Annotated in this window: 21 protein-coding genes; 10 read left to right on the top strand and 11 right to left on the bottom strand. The window is 68.8% G+C overall.

What is annotated here, in order from left to right; all coding sequences use genetic code 11:
* The first annotated feature begins 11 nt into the window (after positions 1-11).
* Positions 12-1,523 (top strand): MFS transporter, encoded by a 1,512-nt coding sequence (locus tag ACJJV7_RS14400; RefSeq protein ID WP_405373597.1) that lies wholly within the window; start codon positions 12-14, stop codon positions 1,521-1,523.
* Positions 1,524-1,529: 6 nt separating this feature from the next.
* Here ACJJV7_RS14400 and ACJJV7_RS14395 read toward each other — a convergent pair whose 3' ends face one another.
* From ACJJV7_RS14395 to ACJJV7_RS14385, 3 genes are read right to left on the bottom strand one after another with little or no spacing between them, the layout of a single operon-like run.
* Positions 1,530-2,138, bottom strand: a complete 609-nt coding sequence (locus ACJJV7_RS14395) for a GNAT family N-acetyltransferase (RefSeq protein ID WP_405373599.1) — start codon at positions 2,136-2,138, stop codon at positions 1,530-1,532.
* Positions 2,135-4,033, bottom strand: coding sequence for a helicase HerA-like domain-containing protein (locus tag ACJJV7_RS14390; protein WP_405373601.1), 1,899 nt, complete (start codon positions 4,031-4,033; stop codon positions 2,135-2,137). The genes ACJJV7_RS14395 and ACJJV7_RS14390 overlap by 4 nt, the downstream gene beginning before the upstream one ends.
* Positions 4,034-4,038: 5 nt before the next feature.
* Positions 4,039-4,692 (bottom strand): phosphatase PAP2 family protein, encoded by a 654-nt coding sequence (locus tag ACJJV7_RS14385; RefSeq protein WP_405373603.1) that lies wholly within the window; start codon positions 4,690-4,692, stop codon positions 4,039-4,041.
* Between the two features lie 201 nt (positions 4,693-4,893).
* On the opposite strand from ACJJV7_RS14385, the gene ACJJV7_RS14380 reads away from it, so the two are divergent.
* Together ACJJV7_RS14380 and ACJJV7_RS14375 are read left to right on the top strand one after the other, a co-directional pair.
* Complete coding sequence (locus tag ACJJV7_RS14380; protein WP_405373605.1) at positions 4,894-5,604, top strand: DUF3105 domain-containing protein; 711 nt, start codon at positions 4,894-4,896, stop codon at positions 5,602-5,604.
* Positions 5,601-6,296: a DUF305 domain-containing protein gene (locus ACJJV7_RS14375; RefSeq protein WP_405373607.1), complete on the top strand. Its 696-nt coding sequence runs from the start codon at positions 5,601-5,603 to the stop codon at positions 6,294-6,296. The genes ACJJV7_RS14380 and ACJJV7_RS14375 overlap by 4 nt, the downstream gene beginning before the upstream one ends.
* Before the next feature lie 66 nt (positions 6,297-6,362).
* On the opposite strand, the gene ACJJV7_RS14370 is transcribed toward ACJJV7_RS14375, so the two are convergent.
* The 3 genes from ACJJV7_RS14370 to ACJJV7_RS14360 all read right to left on the bottom strand — a co-directional run bounded on the left by ACJJV7_RS14370 (position 6,363) and on the right by ACJJV7_RS14360 (position 10,111).
* On the bottom strand, positions 6,363-7,334 hold the full coding sequence (locus ACJJV7_RS14370) for a carbohydrate ABC transporter permease (RefSeq protein ID WP_405373609.1): 972 nt from the start codon (positions 7,332-7,334) through the stop codon (positions 6,363-6,365).
* Positions 7,334-8,671, bottom strand: a complete 1,338-nt coding sequence (locus ACJJV7_RS14365) for a carbohydrate ABC transporter permease (RefSeq protein ID WP_405373611.1) — start codon at positions 8,669-8,671, stop codon at positions 7,334-7,336. Before ACJJV7_RS14365 ends, ACJJV7_RS14370 begins: the two co-directional genes overlap by 1 nt.
* Before the next feature lie 108 nt (positions 8,672-8,779).
* A complete protein-coding gene (locus ACJJV7_RS14360) occupies positions 8,780-10,111 on the bottom strand; it encodes an ABC transporter substrate-binding protein (RefSeq protein WP_405373613.1) in 1,332 nt (443 codons plus the stop codon).
* Positions 10,112-10,388: 277 nt separating this feature from the next.
* Here ACJJV7_RS14360 and ACJJV7_RS14355 point away from each other — a divergent pair, with 277 nt between their 5' ends.
* A complete protein-coding gene (locus ACJJV7_RS14355) occupies positions 10,389-11,438 on the top strand; it encodes a LacI family DNA-binding transcriptional regulator (RefSeq protein WP_405373615.1) in 1,050 nt (349 codons plus the stop codon).
* 82 nt (positions 11,439-11,520) lie between these two features.
* On the opposite strand, the gene rplL is transcribed toward ACJJV7_RS14355, so the two are convergent.
* The 5 genes from rplL to ACJJV7_RS14330 form a co-directional block, all read right to left on the bottom strand.
* Positions 11,521-11,898 (bottom strand): 50S ribosomal protein L7/L12, encoded by a 378-nt coding sequence (rplL, locus tag ACJJV7_RS14350; protein ID WP_405373617.1) that lies wholly within the window; start codon positions 11,896-11,898, stop codon positions 11,521-11,523.
* A gap of 48 nt (positions 11,899-11,946) precedes the next feature.
* Positions 11,947-12,435, bottom strand: a complete 489-nt coding sequence (gene rplJ, locus ACJJV7_RS14345) for a 50S ribosomal protein L10 (protein ID WP_405373618.1) — start codon at positions 12,433-12,435, stop codon at positions 11,947-11,949.
* 274 nt (positions 12,436-12,709) lie between these two features.
* On the bottom strand, positions 12,710-13,714 hold the full coding sequence (locus ACJJV7_RS14340) for a sugar phosphate isomerase/epimerase family protein (protein ID WP_405373620.1): 1,005 nt from the start codon (positions 13,712-13,714) through the stop codon (positions 12,710-12,712).
* 47 nt (positions 13,715-13,761) lie between these two features.
* Positions 13,762-14,907 (bottom strand): Gfo/Idh/MocA family protein, encoded by a 1,146-nt coding sequence (locus ACJJV7_RS14335; protein ID WP_405374899.1) that lies wholly within the window; start codon positions 14,905-14,907, stop codon positions 13,762-13,764.
* Positions 14,908-15,002: 95 nt separating this feature from the next.
* Positions 15,003-16,049 (bottom strand): substrate-binding domain-containing protein, encoded by a 1,047-nt coding sequence (locus tag ACJJV7_RS14330; RefSeq protein ID WP_405373622.1) that lies wholly within the window; start codon positions 16,047-16,049, stop codon positions 15,003-15,005.
* A 319-nt stretch (positions 16,050-16,368) separates the two neighbouring features.
* On the opposite strand from ACJJV7_RS14330, the gene ACJJV7_RS14325 reads away from it, so the two are divergent.
* The 6 genes from ACJJV7_RS14325 to ACJJV7_RS14300 all read left to right on the top strand — a co-directional run bounded on the left by ACJJV7_RS14325 (position 16,369) and on the right by ACJJV7_RS14300 (position 23,235).
* On the top strand, positions 16,369-17,844 hold the full coding sequence (locus ACJJV7_RS14325) for a sugar ABC transporter ATP-binding protein (RefSeq protein ID WP_405374901.1): 1,476 nt from the start codon (positions 16,369-16,371) through the stop codon (positions 17,842-17,844).
* Positions 17,841-18,908, top strand: a complete 1,068-nt coding sequence (locus ACJJV7_RS14320; RefSeq protein ID WP_405373624.1) for an ABC transporter permease — start codon at positions 17,841-17,843, stop codon at positions 18,906-18,908. Before ACJJV7_RS14325 ends, ACJJV7_RS14320 begins: the two co-directional genes overlap by 4 nt.
* A 112-nt stretch (positions 18,909-19,020) precedes the next feature.
* On the top strand, positions 19,021-20,199 hold the full coding sequence (locus tag ACJJV7_RS14315) for an ROK family transcriptional regulator (protein ID WP_405373626.1): 1,179 nt from the start codon (positions 19,021-19,023) through the stop codon (positions 20,197-20,199).
* A gap of 69 nt (positions 20,200-20,268) precedes the next feature.
* Positions 20,269-20,946 (top strand): YqaJ viral recombinase family protein, encoded by a 678-nt coding sequence (locus tag ACJJV7_RS14310; protein ID WP_405373628.1) that lies wholly within the window; start codon positions 20,269-20,271, stop codon positions 20,944-20,946.
* 137 nt (positions 20,947-21,083) lie between these two features.
* Complete coding sequence (locus tag ACJJV7_RS14305; protein WP_405373630.1) at positions 21,084-22,784, top strand: MDR family MFS transporter; 1,701 nt, start codon at positions 21,084-21,086, stop codon at positions 22,782-22,784.
* Positions 22,774-23,235, top strand: coding sequence for a MarR family winged helix-turn-helix transcriptional regulator (locus ACJJV7_RS14300; protein ID WP_405373632.1), 462 nt, complete (start codon positions 22,774-22,776; stop codon positions 23,233-23,235). The genes ACJJV7_RS14305 and ACJJV7_RS14300 overlap by 11 nt, the downstream gene beginning before the upstream one ends.
* The last annotated feature ends 71 nt before the right edge of the window (positions 23,236-23,306 follow it).

Genomic DNA, 23,306 nt, shown 5'->3' with positions numbered 1-23,306 from the left:
ACCGTGGAGAGATGCGTACACCTTCTCGGAAGTCCGCCGTTCCGCCCTCATCTCCCGCGCTCACGCACCCCAGTCCGCCCCCGCGGCTCGAAGTCGACGACGTCATCGTCGTCGACAAGAAGCGCGTCCGCACCGCCATCGGCGGCACCGTCGTCGGCAACTTCATGGAGTGGTTCGACTTCGGAATCTACGGATATCTGACCGTCACGATCACGGCCGTCTTCATGAGCGACCTGCCCGAACCGTGGGGCCTGCTGGTCACCCTCTTCGGCTTCGCGGTCTCGTTCCTCGTCCGCCCCATCGGCGGGCTCGTGCTCGGCCCGCTGGGCGACCGCATCGGCCGCCAGCGCGTGCTGTTCCTCACGATGGCGATGATGGCCGCGGCCACCGCGCTCATCGGCGTGCTGCCGACGAGCGCGCAGATCGGGCTGTGGGCGATCGTGCCGCTGTACCTGCTGAAGATGGTGCAGGGATTCTCGACCGGCGGCGAGTACGCCGGTGCCACCACCTACGTCGCCGAGTTCTCCCCCGACCGTGCGCGCGGGTTCTGGTCGTCGTGGCTCGACGTCGGCTCCTACCTCGGCTTCGCCGCCGGCGCCTCCGTCGTCGCCCTCACCACGGTGATCACCGAGAGCGTGTGGGGCGAGAACGCCATGACCGAATTCGGCTGGCGCATCCCCTTCCTGATCGCGATCCCCCTCGGCATCGTCGCGATCTGGTTCCGCCTGCGCATCCCCGAGACGCCCGCCTACGAGACCAACCAGGAGCACAGCAGCCACCGCACCGCCGATGACCCGCTCGCCCGTCACGGCATCGGTGGGATCCTCCGTCATCACTGGCGCGCTGTCCTCATCGGCATCGCGATCGTCGCGGCGACGAACACGGCAGGCTACGCCCTGACGAGCTACATGCCGACCTACCTCGAGAAGGAGGTCGGCATCTCGAACCTCGGCGCGGCCGTCGCGACGGTGCCCGTCCTCATCGTCATGTCGCTGTGCCTGCCGCTCATCGGACGGCTCAGCGATCGCATCGGACGCCGCCCGGTCTACCTCATCGCGGCCGGCTCGACGCTGGTGCTCATGATCCCGGCCTTCGCCGTGATGCAGATCGGCCAGGAATGGGCGGTGTTCGTCGCCCTCGCGATGGTCGCGATCCCCGTCGCCTTCTACGTCGCGGTCTCGGCGTCGACCCTTCCCGCGCTGTTCCCCACGGCATCCCGCTTCGGTGCGATGGCGATCGCCTACAACATCTCGGTGTCGCTGTTCGGCGGCACGACGCCGCTGTTCGCGCAGGGGCTCATCGAGCTGACCGGCAACACGTACATGCCGGCGTTCTACATCATGTTCTTCGCCGCCCTCGGCGCGGTCGCGATGCTCACGATGCGCGAGACTGCGGGACGCCCGCTGCTCGGGTCGGTGCCGACCGTCGAGACGGTCGCCGAAGCCGAGGATGTCGTGCACCGTCAGGACAAGGACCCGTACATCGACACGTCGACCATGCCGATCCCGGTCGACCGGCGGTAGTCGACGTCAGAGGTCCATCCCGAATGCCCGCGCGCCCTCGTGTGCGGGCATCGGGGTGAACCCGAGCCGCTCGTAGAAGGCGATCGCCCCGGCGTTGTCGGCCGACGCGACCAGGTGCAGGCGGTGGACGCCCTGTCGCTGCAGCGCCTCGACGAGGCTCTGCAGGAGCCGGCGACCCCAGCCCTGCCGCTGGACGTGCGGCAGCAGGTCGATGTGCAGATGCGCGGGATGCGTGGCGCCGAACGGCTCTGCCCCGGCCCGACGGCCGTAGGCGTAGCGGAGCAGGCCGTCCTGACGGCTCCGCTCCTCGGCCGGGCGCGGCCACCGACCCGCGAACCGCGGCCACCACGTGCGCGCGAACCAGTCCTCGAACTCCCGGGTGTCGGGAGTGCCGACGATGTAGCCCGCCACCGCACCGCGGTCGTCGACCACGACGAAGGCGAGATCGGGATGCCGCGCCGCGTACGGCAGCACGAACACCTCCGCCCACAGCTCATCGTCGGTGAGGATGCCGGTGCCGTCCGCGCCGGCATCCGCTGTCCGCAGGCAGATGTCGGCGAGCGCCGCCTCGTCGCCGGGCCGGAACGGACGGATGTGCGCCGCGGCGGCCGTCATCGCCTGCCGGTGCCGAACACCCCGCGGATGACGCTCCCGATGATCGTCTGCGTCGTCTTCGAGCCGAGGATCTGCTCGAGCGGCGTCTTCTCGGCGCGCCGGGTGGTGCGGGTGGTGCGGGTCGACCCGCCCGTCTTCTTGAGCAGGCGGTCGTACTCGCGCTGGGCGTCGCGTTCGGCCTTCTCGTGGGCCTTGTCGGCGGCCGCCTTCTGCTTCGCATACTCGGCGTCCGTCTTCGCCTGGGCGAGAGCCGCCTGCGCGGCGGCGGCGGCCGCATCGGCGGCGGCCATCTTGGCCGTCAGGATCTCTCGAGCCGACTCGCGGTCGATCGCCGTGCCGTATCGGGCGAGCAGAACCGACGCCCCGACGGCCGCGGCGATCGCCGGGGCCGGCGTGGGCGACATGAGTCCCTGCGGTGCGCGCATGCGGGTCCAGGCGACGGGGGTGGGTGCGCCTTTCTCGCTCATGACCGTGACGATCGCCTCACCGGTGCCGAGCTCCTGCAGGACGCGCTCGAGGTCGTAGTCGGACGTCGGGTAGGTGCTGACGGTCGCCCGCAGGGCTTTCGCGTCGTCGGGGGTGAAGGCGCGGAGGGCGTGCTGGATGCGCGATCCGAGCTGGCCGAGGACGTCGGCGGGCACATCCTTGGGCGTCTGCGTGACGAAGAAGACGCCGACGCCCTTCGAGCGGATGAGCCGCACGGTCTGGACGATCGCGGCAGTGAACGCCGACGAGGCGCCGGTGAACAGCAGGTGCGCCTCGTCGAAGAAGAACACGAGCTTCGGCTTGTCGAGGTCTCCGACCTCGGGGAGGATCTCGAACAGCTCGGCGAGGAGGTACATCAGGAACGTCGAGAAGAGCGCCGGCTTGTCGATGATCCCGGGCACCTCCAGCAGGGAGATGATGCCGCGGCCATCGGGCGCCGCCCGAAGGAAGTCGCGTACGTCGAACTCCGGCTCGCCGAAGAACACGTCGGCGCCGTCGTCGGCGAAGGTGATCAGCTCCCGCAGGATGACGCCCGCGGTCGCCGACGAAAGCCCGCCGAGCTCCTTCAGCTCGGGCTTGCCCTCCTCGCTCGTGAGGAAGCTGAGCACCGCCCGCAGGTCGGCCAGGTCGACGAGTGCGAGTCCCTGCGCATCGGCGTAGTGGAAGACGAGACCGAGGCTCGACTCCTGGGTCTCGTTGAGCCCCAGGACCTTGCTCAGCAGCAGGGGACCGAAGCCGCTGACCGTCGCACGCACGGGGACACCGGTGCCGATCCCGCCGAGGGCGAAATACTCCGTCGCGGATGCCGCCGGGGTCCAGTCCTGGCCGATCGCCGCGGTGCGGGCGAGCAGCTTCTCGCTCGGCTCTCCCGGTGTGGCCACTCCCGTCAGATCACCCTTGATGTCGGCGGCGAACACGGGCACGCCGCTCGCGGCGAGCTGCTCGGCGAGGCCCTGCAGAGTGCGGGTCTTGCCGGTGCCGGTCGCACCGGCGACGAGCCCGTGACGGTTCAGCATCGAGAGCGGGATGCGGATCTGCGCACGCGGATCGGGCTCGCCGTTGACGAGCGCGCCGAGGTCGAGGGTCTGCTCCGCGAACGCGTAGCCGGCGATGATGGCCTTCACCGCGTCGTCGTCGAGCGGGCGCGGTGCAGCGGGCCCCGAGCCCGCGGACTGCGCCTTCGCGCCGGGGACCGCCCCCGCCGGGGCCTCCTCGGCCTGGACGTCGACCGCCGGAACCGTGTCGGGCTCGAGCGCCGCAGCGGCGACCTCGCCGCCCGCGGCGGCTGCTGCCCGAGCGGAGGCGAGCGCGAGCTGCGCCTGCGCGAGTTTCAGCTCGGCCTGAGCGGTCGCCGCCTCTGCTTCAAGACGGGCGAGCTCAGCTGATGCGGCTTCATCGGGCGCGGTCATGGCGCTCAGCCTAGTGACCGGCGCCGTTCTTTCTCGCGGCTGATCCCCACGGCGAACACGGCCGCCACGAGGAGCGTCGTCGCCACGCCCACGATCGCGGCTCCCATCGTGTCGCTCAGCCAATGCGCGTGCACCTGGGTGCGGCTGAACGCCATGAGGAGCGTCCAGGCGAGCCCGACGAAGAAGACCCACACCTTCGGGAAGAGGATGACGGCGACCGTCGCGATGACCGCCGCATTGGCGGTGTGCCCCGACGGATAGGAGCCGTGGTCGGAGATGACGAGGATCTCCTCGGGCCGCACCCGGCCGAAGATGCTCTTGAGGAGCTGCACGATCAGCGCGCCGAAGGCGGATGCCACGAGGAAGAACACCGCGCCCCAGGGGCGTCTCGCCAGCGCGAGGATCGCGGCCCCGGCGAGCGGGACGATGTAGGTGCCGACGACGCCCGCCCCCGCCACGTTCATGAAGAACGAGATCTCCTGGATGCCGGGGAGGAAGTTCGTGACGTAGCCGTTCCACCACGCATCGAGGTCGATGAGGTCGGAGTCGGTGGAGATGACGACGAACCCGATCGCGATGGCCACCACCAGGAGCACTGCTCCCACGATGGCCATGCGCAGGCCGATGCCGATCTCGTAGTCGTCCGCGGGGCGCTTCATCGCCCCAGTGTGCCCGATGACCGGGGGCACCATCTGGCCCTTGCCCACGCGCGTCGTTGTCGGTAGGCGTCGCCCCCGCGCGCCATGAGCCTATGAAACCGCCGCACAATCGGCATCCGCTCAGCCCGCTCCCCATGCCCCCGCATAGAATCGGGTCGCCCCGTGCGTGCCCGCGCCGTCCTTCCGAGAACGAGATCATCCATGAGCCCGAACCCGCCTCCCGGCAAGCGTCAGAGCGGCAACCCCGCGACGCAGGCCGGTATCGCCAGCACCGCCAAGCAGCAGCGCGAGCAGCAGAAGCAGCAGAAGCTCGCGGAGTACCAGCGCCAGCTCTCGCGACGTCGCCGCAACAAGGCGGTGTGGTGGATCGTCGGGTCGACCGCGGCGATCCTCGTGATCGCCCTCGTCGCGGCGTCGTACTTCCTCACCCCGCGCCCCGTCGCGATCGAGCGAGGCGACGGCGACGGCGCGTCGATCCAGGGCGTCGAGACATACGAGAACACCGCGAACCACGTCGAGGGCGAGGTCGACTACGCGCAGACTCCGCCCACCGGCGGCGACCACAACCCGGCCTGGCTCAACTGCGGCGTCTACAGCGAGCCCGTGCCGAACATCAACGCGGTGCACTCGCTCGAGCACGGCGCCATCTGGGTCGCGTACGACCCGGCTCAGGTCGACCAGGCCGAGGTGGATGCGCTCCGCGCGGAGCTGCCCTCGACCTACACGATCCTGGCGCCGTACGACGACCTCGACACCCCGATCAGCGTCAGCGCCTGGAACGCCCAGCTGAAGGTCGATTCGGCCGATGATGAGCGGATCGGCGAGTTCGTGCGCGCCTATTGGCGAAACCTCAACGGCCCCGAGCCGAACGCCGCGTGCGCCGGAGCGATCGACGGCCCCGGCAAGCTGTGACCGGCGACGCCGCACAGGACGACCTGTCCGCGGAGCGCACGACACCGCCCTGGTGGGTGCTGCTCCTCGTGGGCCTGGCGATCGCGGCGGCGGCGTTCGCGATCGGGCGGTTCTCGACCTTCGGGATCGTCGCCTCGACCCCCGGAGACGACTCCCCCGAGGCCGGATTCGCCCGTGACATGCAGGTGCACCACGCGCAGGCGGTCGACATGGCGATGACGATCTATGCCAAGACCTCCGACGAGAAGCTCCAGGCGCTGTCGTACGACATCGCGACGGGCCAGTCGGCGCAGCGGGGCGAGATGTACGACTGGCTGGTCCGCTGGGGCCTCCCCCAGTACGGCAACCCGATGGCGTGGATGGACGGCAGCGGAGAGGCCGGCGAGCACGGCCACGGCGGCGGGAGCGATGACGGCACGCCCATGTCCGACGCGGAGATGCGCGACGCGATGGGGATGGCCACCGACGCCGAGCTCACCGAGCTCAAGGCTGCGAGTGGCCAGGCCGCCGACTGCCTGTTCCTCGATCTGATGATCCGGCACCACGAGGGCGCACTGCCGATGGCCGACGCCGTGATCGACCTCGGCTCCGAGCCCCGCACGCTCGCAGTCGCCGAGAGCATGAAGGCCGCGCAGACCTTCGAGATCGACGCGATGACCTCGATGCAGAACCGGTTCAGCTGCTCCGACTGACCACGCGGACGACGAAGAGGGGATGCCGGTGTCGAACCGGCATCCCCTCTTCGCGTACGGCGGGTATCAGCCCTTCGTCGCTCCGGCCAGGAGGCCACGGACGAAGAAGCGCTGCAGTGCGAAGAACACGATCAGCGGGACGATGATCGAGATGAACGTTCCCGCCGACTGCAGGAACCACTTGTTGCCCCAGGTTCCCGACAGGGAGTTGAGGGCCTGAGTGATCGGCAGGGCGCCCGGCGAGGCGAAGATCGTCGCGACGAGCAGGTCGTTCCAGACCCAGAGGAACTGGAAGATGCCGAACGAGGCGATCGCGGGAGCGGCGAGCGGCAGGATGATCCGGAAGAACACCTGGCCGTGTCCGGCACCGTCGACGCGCGCCGCTTCGATGATCTCGCCCGGGATCTCGGCGATGAAGTTGTGAAGCATGAACGTCGCCAGCGGAAGCGCGAAGATCGCGTGGGCGATCCAGACGCGGGCGAAGCTGTACTGCACGTCGTTGAGCCCGAAGCCGGGGAAGATCGGCACCTCGTTGATGACGAGCCCGTCCGAGAACAGGCTCAGCAGCGGCACGAGGGCCATCTGGAGCGGGACGATCTGCAGAGCGAAGACGAAGACGAACAGCGCGCTGCGGCCCTTGAAGTCGATCCAGGCGAACGCGTAGGCGGCGAGGGCGGCCATCACGATCGGGAACACCGTGGCGGGGAGGGTGATCGCGAGCGAGTTGACGAAGGCGGACGCGAGCGTCGTGGACGTTCCCCCGGCATTCAGCGCCTGGACGTAGTTGTCCAGGGTGAAGTCGGGATCGGTGAACGCCGACCACCACCCGGTGGTCTGGGTGTCGGCACCGGGCCGGAACGAGGTGACGAACAGGCCGAAGGTCGGGATCGTCCAGAAGATGGCGATGATGACGGCCGCGATGGTCGCGCCCTTCGACGTCAGCTTCTTGTGGGCGGTCGCCTCATTGCGGCGGGTGTCCCGCTCGACCTGACGCTTGGAACGGGTGTCTACGGCGACGGCCGGGGTTCCAGCAGACATCAGCGGATCTCCCTCTGTTTGGCCAGCGAACGGGCGTTGTAGACGATGAGCGGCAGAACGAAGAGGAAGAGCACGACGGCAAGGGCCGACGAGTGCCCGTAGCTCTGGAAGCGCTGCTGCTGGTTGACCATCTCGAAGCCAAGCACGGTGGTGTCATCGCGACCACCCGTCATGACGGCGACGATGTCGTAGACCTTCAGCGAGGCGATCGTGATCGTCGTCAGGACGACGATCAGTGACGAGCGGATGCCGGGGACGGTGACGTTGCGGAACCGTTCCCAGGCGTTGGTGCCGTCGAGCTGCGCCGCCTCCATCTGCTCCACCGGAACGGCCTTGATCGCCGCCGAGAGGATCACCATGGCGAAGCCGGTCTGCGTCCAGATGAACACGACGAGCAGCATCAGGGTGTTGATGACCGGCTTGATCGCGAGCCACTGGATCGGATCGCCGCCGAAGGCCGTGACGACCGCGTTGAGAAGACCGATCTGGTCGCCCTGACGCGCGTCGTACATGAACTTCCAGATGATGCCGGCGCCCACGAACGAGATCGCGACGGGCATGAACACGAGGACCTTGAGGATCTTCTCGCCTCGCGCCCGGTCGATGAACACGGCGTAGGCGAGGCCGATGGCGACCGAGATGGTCGGTGCGAGGATCGCCCAGAGGAGCGTGTTGACGACGGATGCCGTGCCGGTCGGGTTCGTGAACACCCAGAAGTAGTTCTCGAGGCCGACGAAGTTCTCGCCGGTCTTGTCGAAGAACGACTTGAAGATGGTAGCGATCGCCGGGTAGATGAGGCCGAGGGTCAGCATGATCGTCGCCGGCGCCATGAACAGAGCGAGCTGGAACAGGTAACCGGCACCCTGACGTGCCCGGAAGTCGGCGAAGAACAGCAGACCTCCCACGAGCAGGGCGATCGCCACGACGTACAGGACGGCGTTCGCGTAGGGCCGGAGCAGCAGGAAGGCGAGGACGGGGATCAGCAGGCACGCGGCCAGCCGCATGATGAAGTACCCGCGTCCCGGGCGGGGCGCGAACTCGACGAGCACCAGGATGATTCCGACCACCACGCCGAAGACGAGGAGGATCACGGGGATCTGGACGAGCGGAGGCATCGCTCCGAGCCAGAGGAAGAAGCTGTTGAGCGAGAACCCGATCGTGATGCGAGCGGACTCTTCGGTCGGGGTGGTGAAGACCAGCAGAAGAGCGAGAGCGGCGATGAGCACGAAGCCCACCACCACGACGATGCGGGTGATCGCCCGCCCCTTCGGGTCGGTGGCGTGCGTCGTCACCGGGGTGGCGTTGTCGACAGGTTTGTCGACGGTGGTTTGCGACATGTGGATCCCCTTCTGGGTACTGCGGCGTACCCGGGCGTGCGGACGGGAGAAGCGGGGCCGGGCTGTGAAGCCCGACCCCGCTCGGCTCAACCGGTCGTCGTCAGACGATCAGTTCTCGTAACCGGCCTGGATGTCGGAGAGCACCGTCTCGGTGTCCTTGCCGTCGACCCAGTCGACCATGCCCTTCCAGAAGGAGCCCTGACCCACCGTGGACGGCATCAGGTCGGAAGCGTCGAAGCGGAAGACCGTCGACTCGTCCTGCATGATCAGCATGGCTTCCTTGAGGAACTCGCTCGAGGCGAGGTTGGCGTCGGCCTTCTTGTTGGCCGACAGCACGCCGCCGAGCTCGACGCGAGCGTCAGCGAACTCGGGCGATGCCATGAACTCGAGCACCTGAACGGTCGACGCGTCGTCCGAGAACGCGGTGACGAACTCGCCGCCGCCCTCGATCTGGAGCTCGCCCTCGGTCAGACCCGGGAGCACGAACGCGTACACGTCGCCGTCGGGAGCGACCGTCGGGGTCTCACCCTCGGCCGTCTGCACGTCGAGGAAGTTCGCCGACAGGAACGACGCCTGGTGCGTCATCGCGCAGCTCTTGTCCGCGACAGCGGCCGCGACGTCACCGAACGCGGTCGAGTTGATGCTCTTGACATCGCCGTAGCCGGCGTTGACATAGTCGGGGTTCAGGAGGATGGAGCCGACAGCGTCGAACGCCTCCTTGATCTCCGGGTCGGTGAACTTCACGTCACCAGCGACCCACTGGTCGTAGACCTCGGGGCCGGACTGACGAAGGACCATGTCCTCCACCCAGTCGGTGCCCGGCCAGCCGGAGGCGGCGTCGGACGCGAATCCGGCGCACCATGCGGGCTCGCCGGTCTTCTCGACGATCGTGTCGGTGAGGGTCATCAGCTCGTCCCACGTCTTGGGGACCTCGACGCCCCACTCCTCGAAGCTCGCCGGCGAGTACCAGACGTAGCCCTTGAGGTTCGCGAGCATCGGTGCCGCGTAGAACGTGTCGTCGAACGTGCCGTACTTCTTCCAGTCCGCCGACCAGTTCTCATCGACGGCCTTCTCGACAGCCTCCGGGGCCGCCATGACCTTGCCCGTGTCGACGAGCGTCTTCAGCAGACCGGGCTGCGGGACGATCGCGATGTCGGGGGCGTCGCCACCGGTCACCTTGGTGACGATGTTGCCCTCGAAAGCCTTGTCGCCGGTGTACTCGACCTTGATGCCGGTGTCTTCGGTGAACTTCGCGAACGATTCGTTCAGGTCGTCGGCTTCGACGCCGGTGATGCCGCCGGAGATGCGAACGGTCGTCTTGCCTTCGCCGCCTTCGCCGCCGCCTTCAGTGCCGCCTTCTGCACAACCTGCAAGCACCAGTGCTGCCGCGCCGAGAAGCGCAACGGGTGCAAGAAGACGGTATCGCTGTGACAATGCCATGTACTTCTCCTCATTCGGGGATCATCGTCCGCCCAGAGGAGCCACTTTCCGCATCCATTGGGGAACCGATTCCAGGCCAACCTACTGTGCCCGCACCCCCCGACACAACCGGAGAAGATCACAGCATGGCAACCATCTGACGATTTCGAGCGGTCACCGTGGGATCGCTCCCACGATCTCGGCGTGGAACCGGTTCCTCTCGGAGCCCGTTAGCACTACGCTGTGACAGATGTAGCGCGGGCCGAGCTCCACGGGTCGCGGTGGTCGAGGAGGACCGATGAGCACGATCGCCGACGTCGCCACGCGCGCGGGGGTGTCGAAGGCCACGGCGAGCCGGGCCCTGTCGGGACGGGGATACGTCTCCGCAGACACGCGGACGCGTGTCGAAGCCGCCGCACGCGACCTCTCCTACGTCGCGCACTCCTCTGCCACGAGCCTCGCGACCGGACGCACGCAGACCGTCGGCGTCGTCATGCCCCACGTCAACCGATGGTTCTTCGCGGAGGTGCTCGAAGGCATCCAGCTCGCCCTCCTCGACCACGGGCTCGACCTGACCCTGTACGACGCCACACCGGGCAGCCCGAGCAGACGCCGGGTCTTCGAGGATTTCCTCGCCCGCCGGAGGTTCGACGGGCTCATCGCGGTCGGCCTCGAGCCGGTGGAGAGCGAACTCGACGCCCTGCTCGCCCTCGGCAAGCCGGTCGTCAGCATCGTCGGCACCCAGCGGAGCACGAGCGTCGTGACACTCGATGACGCGCACACCACGGCCCTCGCCACCGCGCACCTGGTGGAGCTCGGCCATCGCCGCATCGCATTCCTGGGCGGCACGGCGGCGACGCACTGGCCGCACGTGGAGTCCGCGCGCTTCGCCGGCTACGACGCGGAGATGCGCCGCGCCGGACTCGCCGACGAGATCACGCGGGTGCCGGCCGAACTGTCGATGCCGTCCGGATACGCCGCGGCCGTCGACCTCCTGAGCGACGCGACAGCTCGCCCCACAGGCATCGTCGCCGCGTGCGACGAGGTCGCGATCGGTGCGATCATCGCGGCCCGGAGGCTCGGCATCCTCGTCCCCTCTGCGCTCAGCGTCGTCGGCGTCGACGACCACGTGAATGCCGAGATGTTCGCGCTGACGACCCTCCGGCAGGTGCCCAGGGAGCAGGGTCATGCGGCGGTCGAGCTGCTGATGCGGCACTTGGAGGATCCGGATGCCAAACCCGAGACGATCTGCATCAAGCCGCGAATGGTCGTCCGGGGCTCCACCGCCCCCGCGGTCGGCATGGAATCCGCTGCGTCGATCGACGGCGGCCTGTCACTGCAGAGCTGACCGGATTGCGCGGCATCCGCCCGGAAAGGGAAAGGGCCCCGGATGCCGAAGCATCCGGGGCCCTTTCGCGCAGGCGTCAGTCTTACTTGACGGTGACGGTGGCGCCGGCAGCCTCGAGGGCGTCCTTCGCCTTGTCAGCGGCTTCCTTGTTCGCGCCCTCGAGCACGGCCTTGGGAGCACCGTCGACGACGGCCTTGGCCTCGCCGAGGCCGAGCGAGGTGAGCTCGCGGACGACCTTGATGACCTGGATCTTCTTGTCGCCGGCAGCCTCGAGGATGACGTCGAAGGAGTCCTTCTCCTCAACCTCTTCAGCAGCAGCGCCGCCGGCACCGGCAGCAGCAACGGGGGCCGCAGCGGTGACGTCGAACTTCTCCTCGAACGCCTTCACGAACTCGCTGAGCTCGACGAGGGTCAGGCCGGCAAACTGCTCGAGCAGCTCCTCAGTGGTGAGCTTCGCCATGATGTATCTCCTAGATAGATGGGGTTTGTGTAAGAGGTCGCTGATCGCTTACGCGGCGTCAGCGGTCTCCAGCTTTTCGCGAAGAGCGTCGACGGTGGCCGCAGCCTTGCCCATCGTCGCCTTCATCATGCCCGCGGCCTTCGCCAGCAGAACCTCACGGCTCTCGAGCGCGGCGTACTTGTTGACCTCGTCGGCAGTGAGGGCGTTGCCCTCGAAGATGCCGCCCTTGATCACGAGAAGCGGGTTGGCCTTGGCGAAGTCACGCAGAGCCTTCGCAGTGGCGACGAAGTCGCCGTGCACGAATGCGACAGCCGAGGGCCCCTTGAGGTCCTCGTCCAGCGCCGTGATCCCCGCCTTGTTGGCGGCGATCTTGGTCAGCGTGTTCTTCACCACGGCGTACTGAGCGTCCTGACGGATGTCGTTGCGCAGCTGCTTGAGCTGGGCAACCGTCAGACCGCGGTACTCGGTCAGCAAGACGGCGTTCGAGTCCTCGAAGTTCTTCGTGAGCTCGGCGACCGATGCATCCTTCTGCGCCATGGTCACTCCTTGGTGTGTTCGAGACGCTCCGCGGTGGCGGGCGTCGACCGGGACGTCGGGCTGAAATGAAAAAAGCTCCGGCGCAAGCGCACGGAGCTTTCGGCCCGGTTTCCCGGAAGTCTGTCGTACACCTGCGTGGGCCCCTGCATTGCAGAGCTTCGATCGATGTGCGCATGCGCACGACGATGACCGACGGTCTTTGGCTTGCGAGAAGTCTACGACGCCGGGGCCCACGCGCCAAATCACGGGTCGCCCCGCCGGGCGACCCGTGATTTCAGCGGGTGCTGAAGGCGGAATCGAACGCGGCGTCCGCCGGGCGATAAGTCGACAGCCGCCGCACGAATGCGAGGGCTTCGGGCGCGCCGACCAGTCGGTCCATCCCGGCATCCTCCCACTCGACCGAGAGCGGGCCCTCGTATCCGATGGCGTTCAGCATCCGGAAGGCGTCCTCCCACGGCACGTCGCCGTGCCCGGTGGAGATGAAGTCCCAGCCGCGACGCGGATCGGCCCAGGCGAGGTGTGAGGAGAGCCGGCCGTTGCGACCGTTGCCGAGGCGCCGCTTGGTGTCCTTGCAGTGCACGTGGTAGATCCGCTCCTGGAAGTCCCAGAGGAACGCGACGGGGTCGATGTCCTGCCACACCATGTGGCTCGGGTCCCAGTTGAGCCCGAACGCCTCGCGGTGGCCGATCGCCTCGAGCGCGCGCCGGGTCGTCCAGTAGTCGTAGGCGATCTCCGAGGGGTGCACCTCATGGGCGAAGCGCACGCCGACCTCGTCGAACACGTCGAGGATCGGGTTCCACCGGGACGCGAAGTCCTCGTAACCGGCGTCGACCATGTCCTGCGATGCCGGCGGGAACATCGCGACGTACTTCCAGATCGACGATCCCGTGAACCCTGTGACCGTCGACACGCCGAGCTTCGCCGCCATGCGTGCCGTGTCCTTCATGCCCTCGGCCGCCCGCCGGCGGACGCCCTCGGGATCGCCGTCCCCCCACACGCCGGCCGACAGGATGCCCTGGTGCCGCTCGTCGATCGGATCGTCGCAGACGGCCTGCCCACCCAGGTGGTTGGAGATGGCGAAGACGCCGAGCCCGTTGCGCTCGAGGATGTCGCGCCGGCTTTGCACGTAGGCGTCGTCGTCCCAGCGGGTCACGTCGAGGTGGTCGCCCCAGCACGCGATCTCGAGACCGTCGTAGCCCCACTCCCCCGCGAGGCGGGCGACGTCTTCGAACGGGAGGTCGGCCCACTGGCCGGTGAACAGAGTGATCGGTCGCGCCATCGCGATTCCTTTCTCGAAGGGGTGCGGGCTCAGCGGCACCGCGGAGGTCAGTCGGCCGCGGAGACCCACGTGCTGCCGGCCGCAGAGCTGCGCTCCACGGCGTCGAGCACGCGCTGGACGTGGAGTCCGTCCGCGAACGAGGGACGCGGCTGCGTGCCCTCGGCGATCGCGGTGACGAAGTCCCGGACCTGGTGGGTGAAGCCGTGCTCGTATCCGAGCATGTGCCCGGTGGGCCACCACGGGGCGAGGTAGGGGTGGTCGTGCTCGGTCACGAGGATGCGGCGGAATCCGAGTTCGGTGCCCTCCGCCGTCGCGTCGTAGAACTCCAGTTCGTTCAGGCGCTCGAGATCGAAGGCGAGCGCCCCCCGGGTTCCGGAGACCTCGATGCGGAGGGCGTTCTTGCGTCCGGTGCGGAAGCGGGTGGCTTCGAACGACGCGAGCGCGCCCGAGGAGAGACGTCCGGTGAACAGGGCGATGTCGTCGACGGTCACGGTGCCCCGCTCGGTCGACGCCGTGCCCGACAGACCGACACCGTCCGCCAGGAGGGGCCGCTCGGCGACGAGCGTCTCGATGATCCCCGACACGCTCTGCACGCTCTGCCCGGTGATGAACTCGGCGAGATCGACCGCATGCGCTCCGATGTCTCCCAGCGCACCGGAGCCGGCCTTGCTCTTGTCGAGACGCCACGTCATCGGCGCCTCGTCGTCGATCAGCCAGTCCTGCAGGTATTCGGCGCGGACCTGACGGATCTCGCCGAGGCGTCCGGCGGCGACCAGGTCGCGGGCGAACGTCGCCGCCGGCACCCGACGATAGGTGAAGCCCACCATGGCCCGGATGCCGTCCGCATCCGCTCGGGCTGCGGCATCCGTCATCGCGCGGGCCTCGGCGACGGAGTTGGCGAGGGGCTTCTCGCAGAGGACGTGCTTGCCGGCGGCGAGCGCCGCGAGCGCGATCTCGGCGTGCGTGTCGCCGGGCGTGACGATGTCGACGACATCGACGTCGTCACGGGCGATGGTCTCCCGCCAGTCGGTCGAGGTCTCGGCCCAGCCCCACTTCTGCGCGGCGGCGGACGTGGCCGAGGCGTCCCGGCCGACGATGACGTGCATCACGGGGTCCGCCGCGAGGTCGAAGAAGCGGGGCGCGACCCGCCACCCCTGGGAGTGGGCGGCGCCCATGAATCCGTGGCCGATCATGGCCACGCGGAGCTGCTCGGTCACGTGGTGTCCTCTCTCGCGACGGGTGAGGGTGGGGCGCCCGCCGGCATGCGGCGAGCGCCCCACGGCGGTGCTCAGTTGAACGAGAGGTCGATGAACTGGTCGACGTTGTCCTTCGTCACGACCGGCGCGTCGAGGACGATCCGGTTCGGGATGCCGGGCGTCACGATGTCGCCGAGCGTCTTGCTCTGGGCGATCAGACGCGCGAGGGCGACACCGTCGGCAGCCTGCGTCGACGGGTAGATCACCGTGGCCTTCAGCACGCTGTCATCGGCCTGGATGGCCTCCATCGCGCTGCGGCTGCCCGCACCGCCCATCATGAAGAACTCGTCGCGGCCGGCCGAGGAGATCGCAGCGAGCACGCCCACGCCCTGGTCGTCGTCGTGGTTCCAGAGGGCGTCGATCTTGGGGTTGGCCGACAGCAGCTGCGAGGCGGCCGACTCGCCACCGGCGACGGTGAAGTCAGCGGCGACGCGCGCCGAGACCTCGAGGCCGCAGTCCTCGAGCGCGTCGGCGAAGCCCTGCGACCGGTCCTGCGTGAGCGGCAGCGAGTCGATGCCGGCGATCTCGGCGACGACGGCGTCCGGAGTGTCGCTCAGCTGCTCGCAGATGTACGTGCCGGCAGAGACGCCCATGCCGTAGTTGTCGCCGAGGATCGTCGCGCGTGCGGCGAACGGGCTCGAGAACTCGCGGTCGACGTTGATGACGGGGATGCCCGCCTCCATCGCGGCGATCGCGGCCTCCGTCAGGGCGGCGCCGTCGGTGGGCAGCAGGACGATGGCGTCGACGCCGTCGTTGACGAACGTCTCGACGGCGGCGATCTGAGCGATCGGGTCGTTCGTGCCCTCGGCCACCTGGAGCTCGACGTCGTCGAAGCTGGCCGCGGCGTCCTGTGCGCCGGAGTTGATGGCGCCGAGCCAGCCGTGATCGGCGGCGGGGCCGGAGAACCCGATGACGACCTTGTCGCCCGATGCGGCGTTCTCCTCGGTCGTGGTGCCCTGGTCCACGACGCTCTCCTCCTGAGCGCCGGTGCCCGAGCAACCGACAAGCATGCCGACCGCGGCGACCGCGGCGACTCCGGTCAGAACCAGGCGGGTACGCGCCTTCATGCGTGAGCGCATGTCTTCCTCCTTGAATGTGATGCAGCTCTGGGTGTGAAGCCAGCGCGCTCTCGACCGCGTCATCCGCATTCGAGGAGAGTCCACACTGACGAGGTCGAACATAACAGAACGATGTGCCAATCCGTCAACTTTTGTTTTCAGCTCGACATAAGTCGCTCCGCCTGTCCTCGCCGGTCGTGACGGTACGGGGAGGCCCCGGCATCCGTCCTCATCGCCGGACAGTCGTGAGATATCGCAGTCGCGGCACCCTTGATCGACGTGTTATGTTCGCCGCGTGATCAAAGTCGACCATGAATCGTCATTACTCGACGTCCGCGGAGTGACGAAGTCCTTCGCCGGCGTCCGTGCGCTGCGCGGCGTCGACCTGCAGGTGAGGCCGGGCGAGGTGCACTGCATCCTCGGCCAGAACGGCGCCGGCAAGTCGACCCTCATCAAGACGCTCGCCGGCGTGCACCGGCCCGATACGGGCGAGATCCGCTGGAACGGGGAGCCTGTCGAGATTCCCGACCCGGATGCCGGCCTCGCCCTCGGGATCGCGACGATGTATCAGGAGCTCGACGTCGTCGACGGCCTGACGATCGCGGAGAACATCTTCCTCGGCCACGAACTCGCCCGCGGCGGCTTCACCCGGCGCTCGGAGGCAGCGACCCGCACCCGCGAACTCCTCCGGCGACTCGGCCACGGCAACCTCTCGCCGCACACCGAGGTGGGCCAGCTCAGCGCCGCGAACAAGCAGATCGTCAGCATGGCGAGAGCCCTCTCGCACGACATCAAGCTCATCATCATGGACGAGCCCTCCGCCGTCCTCGACGCGCAAGAGGTCGAGAAGCTCTTCGCGGTCGTCAGGGAGCTCACCGGCGAAGGCATCGCCGTCGTCTACATCACGCACCGGCTCGAGGAGATCCGCAAGATCGGCGACCGCATCACGGTCTTGAAGGACGGGCGCACGACGGCGACGGGCCTCGAGGTCGCCGACACGCCGACGGCCGACCTCATCAAGCTCATGACCGGGCGCGAGGTCGCGAACGTGTTCCCGGCCCCCGTCCCGGTGCCCGCCGACGCACCCGTCGTGCTCGATGTGGCGGGGCTCGCGCTCGACGGCGTCTTCCATGACGTGTCGTTCACCGTCCGCGCCGGCGAGGTCGTCGGCCTCGCCGGGCTGGTCGGCTCGGGACGCTCCGAGATCCTCGAGACCGTGTACGGCGCCCGTCGCGCGACGGCCGGAACCGTGAAGGTCTCGGGCACCCGTCTGCGACGAGGGTCGGTCGTCTCCGCCGTGGGCGCGGGCATCGGCCTGTCGCCCGAGGAGCGCAAGAGCCAGGGACTCGTGCTCGACGAGCCCATCTTCGTCAACGTCAGCCTGTCGTCGATGTCGCGCTTCGCCCGGGCGGGCTTTCTCGACCAGCGCGCCGAGCGGAAGGCCGCCCGCGAGCAGATCGAGGCCCTCGAGCTGCGTCCCGCCGACCCCGACCGTCCGGCGCGCACCCTCTCGGGCGGCAACCAGCAGAAGATCCTCCTCGCCCGGTGGCTCGTGCACGGCACCCGCGTGCTGCTGCTCGACGAGCCCACCCGCGGCGTCGATGTCGGCGCCCGCGCCGAGATCTACGCGCTCATCCGACGCCTCGCCGCCGCCGGCAACGCCGTCGTGATCGTCTCGAGCGAGATCGAAGAGGTGCTCGGTCTCGCCGACACCGTCCTGGTCGTCGCCGACGGGCGCGTCCTCTCCACCGTCCCGTCTTCACAGATCGACGAGCACGGTGTGCTCGACCTCGTCATGAAAGGAACCGCCGCGTGAGCGAGCAGACTACGTCCGGGGCAGCCGCCCCGCTGACCCCGACAGACCCGCCGGCGACCACGACCACGGTCGCCGCCGAATCGACCGCGCCTTGGCGCCGCGTCCTCTCGGGTTCGGTGGGGCGCAACCTCGGCCTCGTCCTGGCACTCCTCGTGCTCGTCATCGTCGGCACGATCACCGCGCCCGACACCTTCCTGGGCGTCTCGAACATCATGGTGATCCTCCGGCAGGCGTCGATCGTCGGCGTCATCAGCATCGGGATGACCCTCGTCATCATCGCCGGAGGCATCGACCTCTCGGTCGGATCGGTCATGGGGCTCGCCTCCGTGGTCGCCGCCCTCGCGGCCGTGCAGGACCTCGCCGACCAGACGCACTGGATCGTGATGGTCGTCATCGCCATGGCGGTGGGCGTGTTCGCGGGCTTCCTCAACGGCATCGTCATCGCCTACGGCAACGTGGTCGCCTTCATGGCGACCCTCGCGATGCTCGTCGGCGCCCGCGGCCTCGCCGAGATCTTCGCTGAACGGCGCACCCTCGAAGTGAGCGGACAGCGGGAGTTCATCACCTTCATGAACCTCGACATCCTCGGCATCGACATGCTCATCTGGATCTTCATCGTCGTCTCCGTGCTCGGCTGGATCCTTCTGAACCGCACGACCTTCGGCCGCCGGACGGTCGCCATCGGCGGCAACCGCGAGGCCGCTCGCCTGGCCGGCATCGACGTCAAGCGCCACGTCATGTGGCTGTACGCGCTGGCCGGTCTCTCGGCAGGCATCGCCGGTGTGATGATCCTCGGGCGCACGACGGCGGGCAGCTCGGTCAACGGGCAGCTGTACGAGCTCGACGCGATCGCCGCCGTCGTCGTCGGCGGCACGCTGCTGGCGGGCGGTCGGGGCACCATCACCGGCACCGTCCTCGGTGTCCTGATCTTCCAGACCCTGACGAACGTGTTCATCCAGAACAACCTGACCTCCTCGGTGCAGGCCGTCGCGAAGGGCGTCATCATCGTCGTCGCCGTCCTCCTGCAGCAGCGCTTCGCCCGCCCCGGCGGCCGGACCTCATGACGCGAGCCGCCGCCCTCTGCCGTCACATGGACGGGCGTCATAGGACGGCGGTGGAGAATCGACGGACGTCGGCGATCGAGCCCGACGGCAAGCCGCACGGAAGAAGCGAACGATGACCGACTCCCCCGCCATCGCCCCCGGGGCGAGCGAGCTCTTCCAGCTGCTGAGGGACGGACTCCCCCGCACACGCGCCGACCTCGCCAAGTCGACGGGCCTCGCCCGCTCGACGATCGCCGCCCGCGTGGACGAACTGATGCGCATGGGACTCATCACGCCGGTGGCCGACGGGGTCTCGACCGGCGGCAGACCGCCCTCGCAGTTCGCGCTCAACCCGGCTGCGAAGGTCGTGATCGCGGCCGATCTCGGCGCCTCGCACGCCACGGTGGCGATCACCGATCTCGCGGGATCCGTGCTCGCCGAGCTCTCGGAGTCGATCGACATCGCCGACGGCCCGGTGCCCGTGCTCACCTGGCTCCTCGAGGGCGCCACCGAGCTCCTCAGCCGGGTGGGACGCGACGCACGGGCGGTCGCGGCGATCGGCATCGGCGTGCCCGGTCCGGTCGAGCACTCCACCGGCATCCCGGCCAACCCGCCCATCATGCCGGGCTGGGACCGCTTCGACATCCCCGGCTGGCTGCAGCAGCACATCGTCGTGCCCGTCCTCGTCGACAACGATGTGAACACCATGGCGCTCGGCGAACGCGCCGCGGCGTGGCCCGCCACGGACAACCTGCTCTTCGTCAAGATCGCGACCGGCATCGGCGCCGGACTGATCTCCGACGGGCACCTCCAGCGCGGGGCGCAGGGCGTCGCCGGCGACATCGGCCATGTGCAGGTCGCGCGCGGCGGTGACGTGCCGTGCACGTGCGGCAACCGTGGCTGCCTGGAGGCGCTCGCCTCGGGACCGGCGATCGCCCGGAGTCTTCGCGCCCTCGGCGTGGAGGCCCACACCGGCGACGACGTCGTGGATCTCGTCAAACGCGGCAACGTCGAGGCCATCCAGGCCGTGCGGCAGGCGGGTCGCGACGTGGGCGAAGTGCTGACGACCTGCGTGAGCCTTGTGAACCCGTCGGTCATCGCCATCGGCGGTTCGATGGCGCGGGTCGGCGAGCACCTGATCGCCGGGGTCCGCGAAGTCGTCTACGCGCGGTCGACGCCGCTCGCCACCGCGCACCTCTCCATCGTGCAGTCGGCCACGGCGCAGAAGGCCGGCGTGCTCGGCGCGAGCATGCTGGCCGTGGAGCACGCGCTCTCCCGCGACGCCCTCGCCGCGGGCCTCGCCTCGGTCTGACCCCGTCCCGACACACGGATGCGGCGGGTCGCCGCCCGGGCTGACGGTGGGCGCGCGTAGGCTCGTGGAGTGACCCCCGAACTCGCCGCCCGGATCGTCGCGGACTCCCGCGACCGGGTCGCGTGGATGCGGGCGAGGTCGCGCGGCATCACCGCCACCGACGTCGCCGGACTCACCAGCGAGCGGTCGATCCCGCGGGCGGCGGAAGCCAAGCTCAACGGCTCGGGCTTCAGCGGCAACGCCTACACCGACCACGGCCGGCGGCGGGAACCGGAGATCGCCGCGTGGGTGGCGGCGACCCACGGCATCCGTCCTTCGTCCGCTCTGTTCCACGCGGAGATCGAGAAGCGCCACCTGGCGACACCCGACGGCATCATGGTCGACGGTGCGGGTCACGTCCTGCTCGCCGAGATCAAGACGACGAACAAGTCGTGGCGTTCGATCCCCCGGACGTACCTCCGCCAGGTGTGGTGGCAGCAGCACGTCCTCGGCGCCGAGCGGACCCTCGTCGTCTGGGAGGAGCACCAGGACTTCGTCCCGCTCCGCGACGAACCCCGCTGCGCCTGGATCGACCGTGACGAGACGGAGATCCGCGGCCTCGTGGGACTCGCCACCGCGCTGATCGACGAGCTCTACCACCGCACCACCGGGCAGACTCCGCCGCCGCGCGCCGCCGAAGCGCCCGCGAACCGGCGCGATCAGCTGCGCGAGCGCGACATCTTCCGGGCGCTCGCCCTCGCCGACTGATCCGGCAGGGCGTCCGCCCGTCCGTGAGGGAGACGCCGGTCTTCGGTGCGCCCGGGAGAAGGTTGACTTTTGTCATCCATTCCGTATAGTTGATAGGTATCAACTTTTGACCTCTGTCAACGATTTTATGGAGCGGAATGACCTCCCCCACTTCCACGGCGGCCTCGCGCGGCGTGCTCGCCCCCCTTTCCGGACTGCTCCTCGGCATGTTCGTGTCGATGATCGCCTCGACCGTCGTGTCGACCTCGCTCCCCGTGATCGTCCACGACCTGCAGGGCGACCAGAGCGTCTTCACCTGGGTCGTGACCGCGACCCTCCTGACGACCGCGATCTCGACGCCCATCTGGGGCAAGCTCGCCGACCTCGTGAACCGCAAGGTGCTGTACCAGGTCGCCCTCGTGATCTTCGTGGTGGCCACCGCCGCCGCCGGGTTCGCGCAGGACCCGGGCTCGCTGATCGCCTTCCGCGCCGTGCAGGGCCTCGGCGCCGGCGGCCTCGCCGCCCTCAGCCAGGTGCTGATGGCCGACATCATCAGCCCCCGCGAGCGCGGCCGCTACATGGGCCTGTTCGGAGCCGTCATGGCCGTCGCCACCGTCGGCGGGCCACTGCTGGGCGGCGTCATCACCGACGCGATCGGCTGGCGCTGGAACTTCTTCGTGTCGCTGCCGATCGCGGTCATCGCCCTGCTCCTCGTGCAGCGGACCCTCGCCCCCACTCCGCGGGCGGCGCGCAAGGTCAAGATCGACTACCTCGGCATCGTGCTGCTCTCCACCGCCGTGTCGCTGCTGCTGATCTGGGTCACGAGCGCCGGTTCGAGCTTCGACTGGTGGAGCCTCCCGACCGTGCTCATGGTCGGCGGTGCGATCGCCGGCGCCGTGCTCTTCGTCGTCGTCGAGTTCCGCTCCGACGAGCCGCTCGTCCCGCTGACCCTCTTCCGCGACCGGACCTTCACGCTCTCGGTCATCGCATCGATCGCGACCGGCATCGCGATGTTCGGCGCCTCGGTCTTCCTCGGTCAGTACATGCAGATGGCGCGGGGCGCGACCCCGACCGAGGCGGGCCTCATGACGATCCCGATGATCGCCGGACTCCTGCTCTCGTCCGTCGGCGTCGGCGCGCTGATCACCCGCTACGGCCATTGGAAGCCGTACCTCATCGTCGGAAGCGTGCTACTGACGGCCGGGGCGATCATGCTGTCGACCATCCACTACGACACCGACTTCTTCCTCGTGTCGGTCTACATGTTCCTGCTCGGCGCCGGCGTCGGCATGACGATGCAGAACCTGGTGCTCGCCGTCCAGAACAGCGCCAAGCCGGAGGAGATCGGTGTCGCCAGCTCGGGCGTAACCTTCTTCCGGAGCCTCGGCGGCACCGTGGGCGTCTCGGTCATGGGCGCGGCCCTCGCCACGCGGGTCACCGATCTGTTCGGCGACGCGCAGCAGCGCATCGGCGCCGTGCTCGCCGGGCTCGGGTCCGAGGGCGCCTCGTGGGCCGAGCAGCTCACCTCCGGCACGCTTCCGCAGGTCTCCGCGATGCCCGAGCCGCTCCGCATCATCGTCGAGGACATCTACGCGCAGGGCATCTCCTCCGCGTTCCTGATCGCCGTCCCCTTCGGCATCATCAGCATCATCGCGGTGATCCTGATGCCGAACGCGTCGCTCTCGAAGATGACGACCGCCGAGCGTCGCGACGCGTCGGAGGCCGACCTCGCCACCGTGTCGGTCCCCGCCGGGATGGACGCCGTCACGGCGACGGCCGCCTCCTCTGCTCCGGCAAGCACCGTGCCGCGTGGCGCGGATGACGCCGAGACCCGTACGATGGGCGATCGTGACCGCTGACCACGACGACGCGCGCAGGGACGCCGTCCGGGCCCTCGAGGATGAGTTCTCGACCCTGGTCGGATCCTTCCGCCGCCGCCTCGCGGAGAACGCCGATCGGCTGAGCCCGGGCATGCTCCCCGGCGCGTACAAGGTTTTCACGACGATCTCGCGCCTCGGGTCGACCACGCTCTCCGCGCTGTCGGAGGCGCTCATGGCCGACAAGGGCCAAATGAGCCGGACGGTCCGCGAGCTCGAAGACCTGGGGCTCGTGGAGCGCACGACCGACCCGACCGACAAACGGTCGAGCCTCCTCTCGGTGACCGAGCACGGCCGGACGAAGCTCGCCGATGCCCGGACGCCGACGGAGAACCTCCTCGTGTCGGCGCTGGCCGACTGGGATCTCGACGACATCCAGAGCCTGTCGCGCCTGCTCCACGCACTGTCGACGGGCACGCGCCCGGAGGTGTGAAGGGGGATCCGCGCAGGGATTCTCGGCGCGGTAGCACCGGTGTAACACCGTGGAGACAATTCGCGGGTTGA

The organism is Microbacterium sp. Ld4 (assembly GCF_045066555.1).
In the GTDB taxonomy this organism is placed as follows: domain Bacteria; phylum Actinomycetota; class Actinomycetes; order Actinomycetales; family Microbacteriaceae; genus Microbacterium.
This window is presented reverse-complemented; position numbering and strand designations above follow the sequence as displayed.

Coding starts and splice junctions, on each gene's coding strand:
- ACJJV7_RS14380 (WP_405373605.1), top strand. CDS start 4,894: ATGAGCCCGAACCCGCCTCCCGGCAAGCGTCAGAGCGGCAACCCCGCG.
- ACJJV7_RS14305 (WP_405373630.1), top strand. CDS start 21,084: ATGACCTCCCCCACTTCCACGGCGGCCTCGCGCGGCGTGCTCGCCCCC.
- ACJJV7_RS14370 (WP_405373609.1), bottom strand. CDS start 7,334: ATGTCTGCTGGAACCCCGGCCGTCGCCGTAGACACCCGTTCCAAGCGT.
- ACJJV7_RS14395 (WP_405373599.1), bottom strand. CDS start 2,138: ATGACGGCCGCCGCGGCGCACATCCGTCCGTTCCGGCCCGGCGACGAG.
- ACJJV7_RS14315 (WP_405373626.1), top strand. CDS start 19,021: ATGACCGACTCCCCCGCCATCGCCCCCGGGGCGAGCGAGCTCTTCCAG.
- ACJJV7_RS14385 (WP_405373603.1), bottom strand. CDS start 4,692: ATGAAGCGCCCCGCGGACGACTACGAGATCGGCATCGGCCTGCGCATG.
- rplL (WP_405373617.1), bottom strand. CDS start 11,898: ATGGCGAAGCTCACCACTGAGGAGCTGCTCGAGCAGTTTGCCGGCCTG.
- ACJJV7_RS14340 (WP_405373620.1), bottom strand. CDS start 13,714: ATGGCGCGACCGATCACTCTGTTCACCGGCCAGTGGGCCGACCTCCCG.
- ACJJV7_RS14330 (WP_405373622.1), bottom strand. CDS start 16,049: ATGCGCTCACGCATGAAGGCGCGTACCCGCCTGGTTCTGACCGGAGTC.
- ACJJV7_RS14365 (WP_405373611.1), bottom strand. CDS start 8,671: ATGTCGCAAACCACCGTCGACAAACCTGTCGACAACGCCACCCCGGTG.
- rplJ (WP_405373618.1), bottom strand. CDS start 12,435: ATGGCGCAGAAGGATGCATCGGTCGCCGAGCTCACGAAGAACTTCGAG.
- ACJJV7_RS14355 (WP_405373615.1), top strand. CDS start 10,389: ATGAGCACGATCGCCGACGTCGCCACGCGCGCGGGGGTGTCGAAGGCC.
- ACJJV7_RS14335 (WP_405374899.1), bottom strand. CDS start 14,907: ATGATCGGCCACGGATTCATGGGCGCCGCCCACTCCCAGGGGTGGCGG.
- ACJJV7_RS14390 (WP_405373601.1), bottom strand. CDS start 4,033: ATGACCGCGCCCGATGAAGCCGCATCAGCTGAGCTCGCCCGTCTTGAA.
- ACJJV7_RS14400 (WP_405373597.1), top strand. CDS start 12: ATGCGTACACCTTCTCGGAAGTCCGCCGTTCCGCCCTCATCTCCCGCG.
- ACJJV7_RS14360 (WP_405373613.1), bottom strand. CDS start 10,111: ATGGCATTGTCACAGCGATACCGTCTTCTTGCACCCGTTGCGCTTCTC.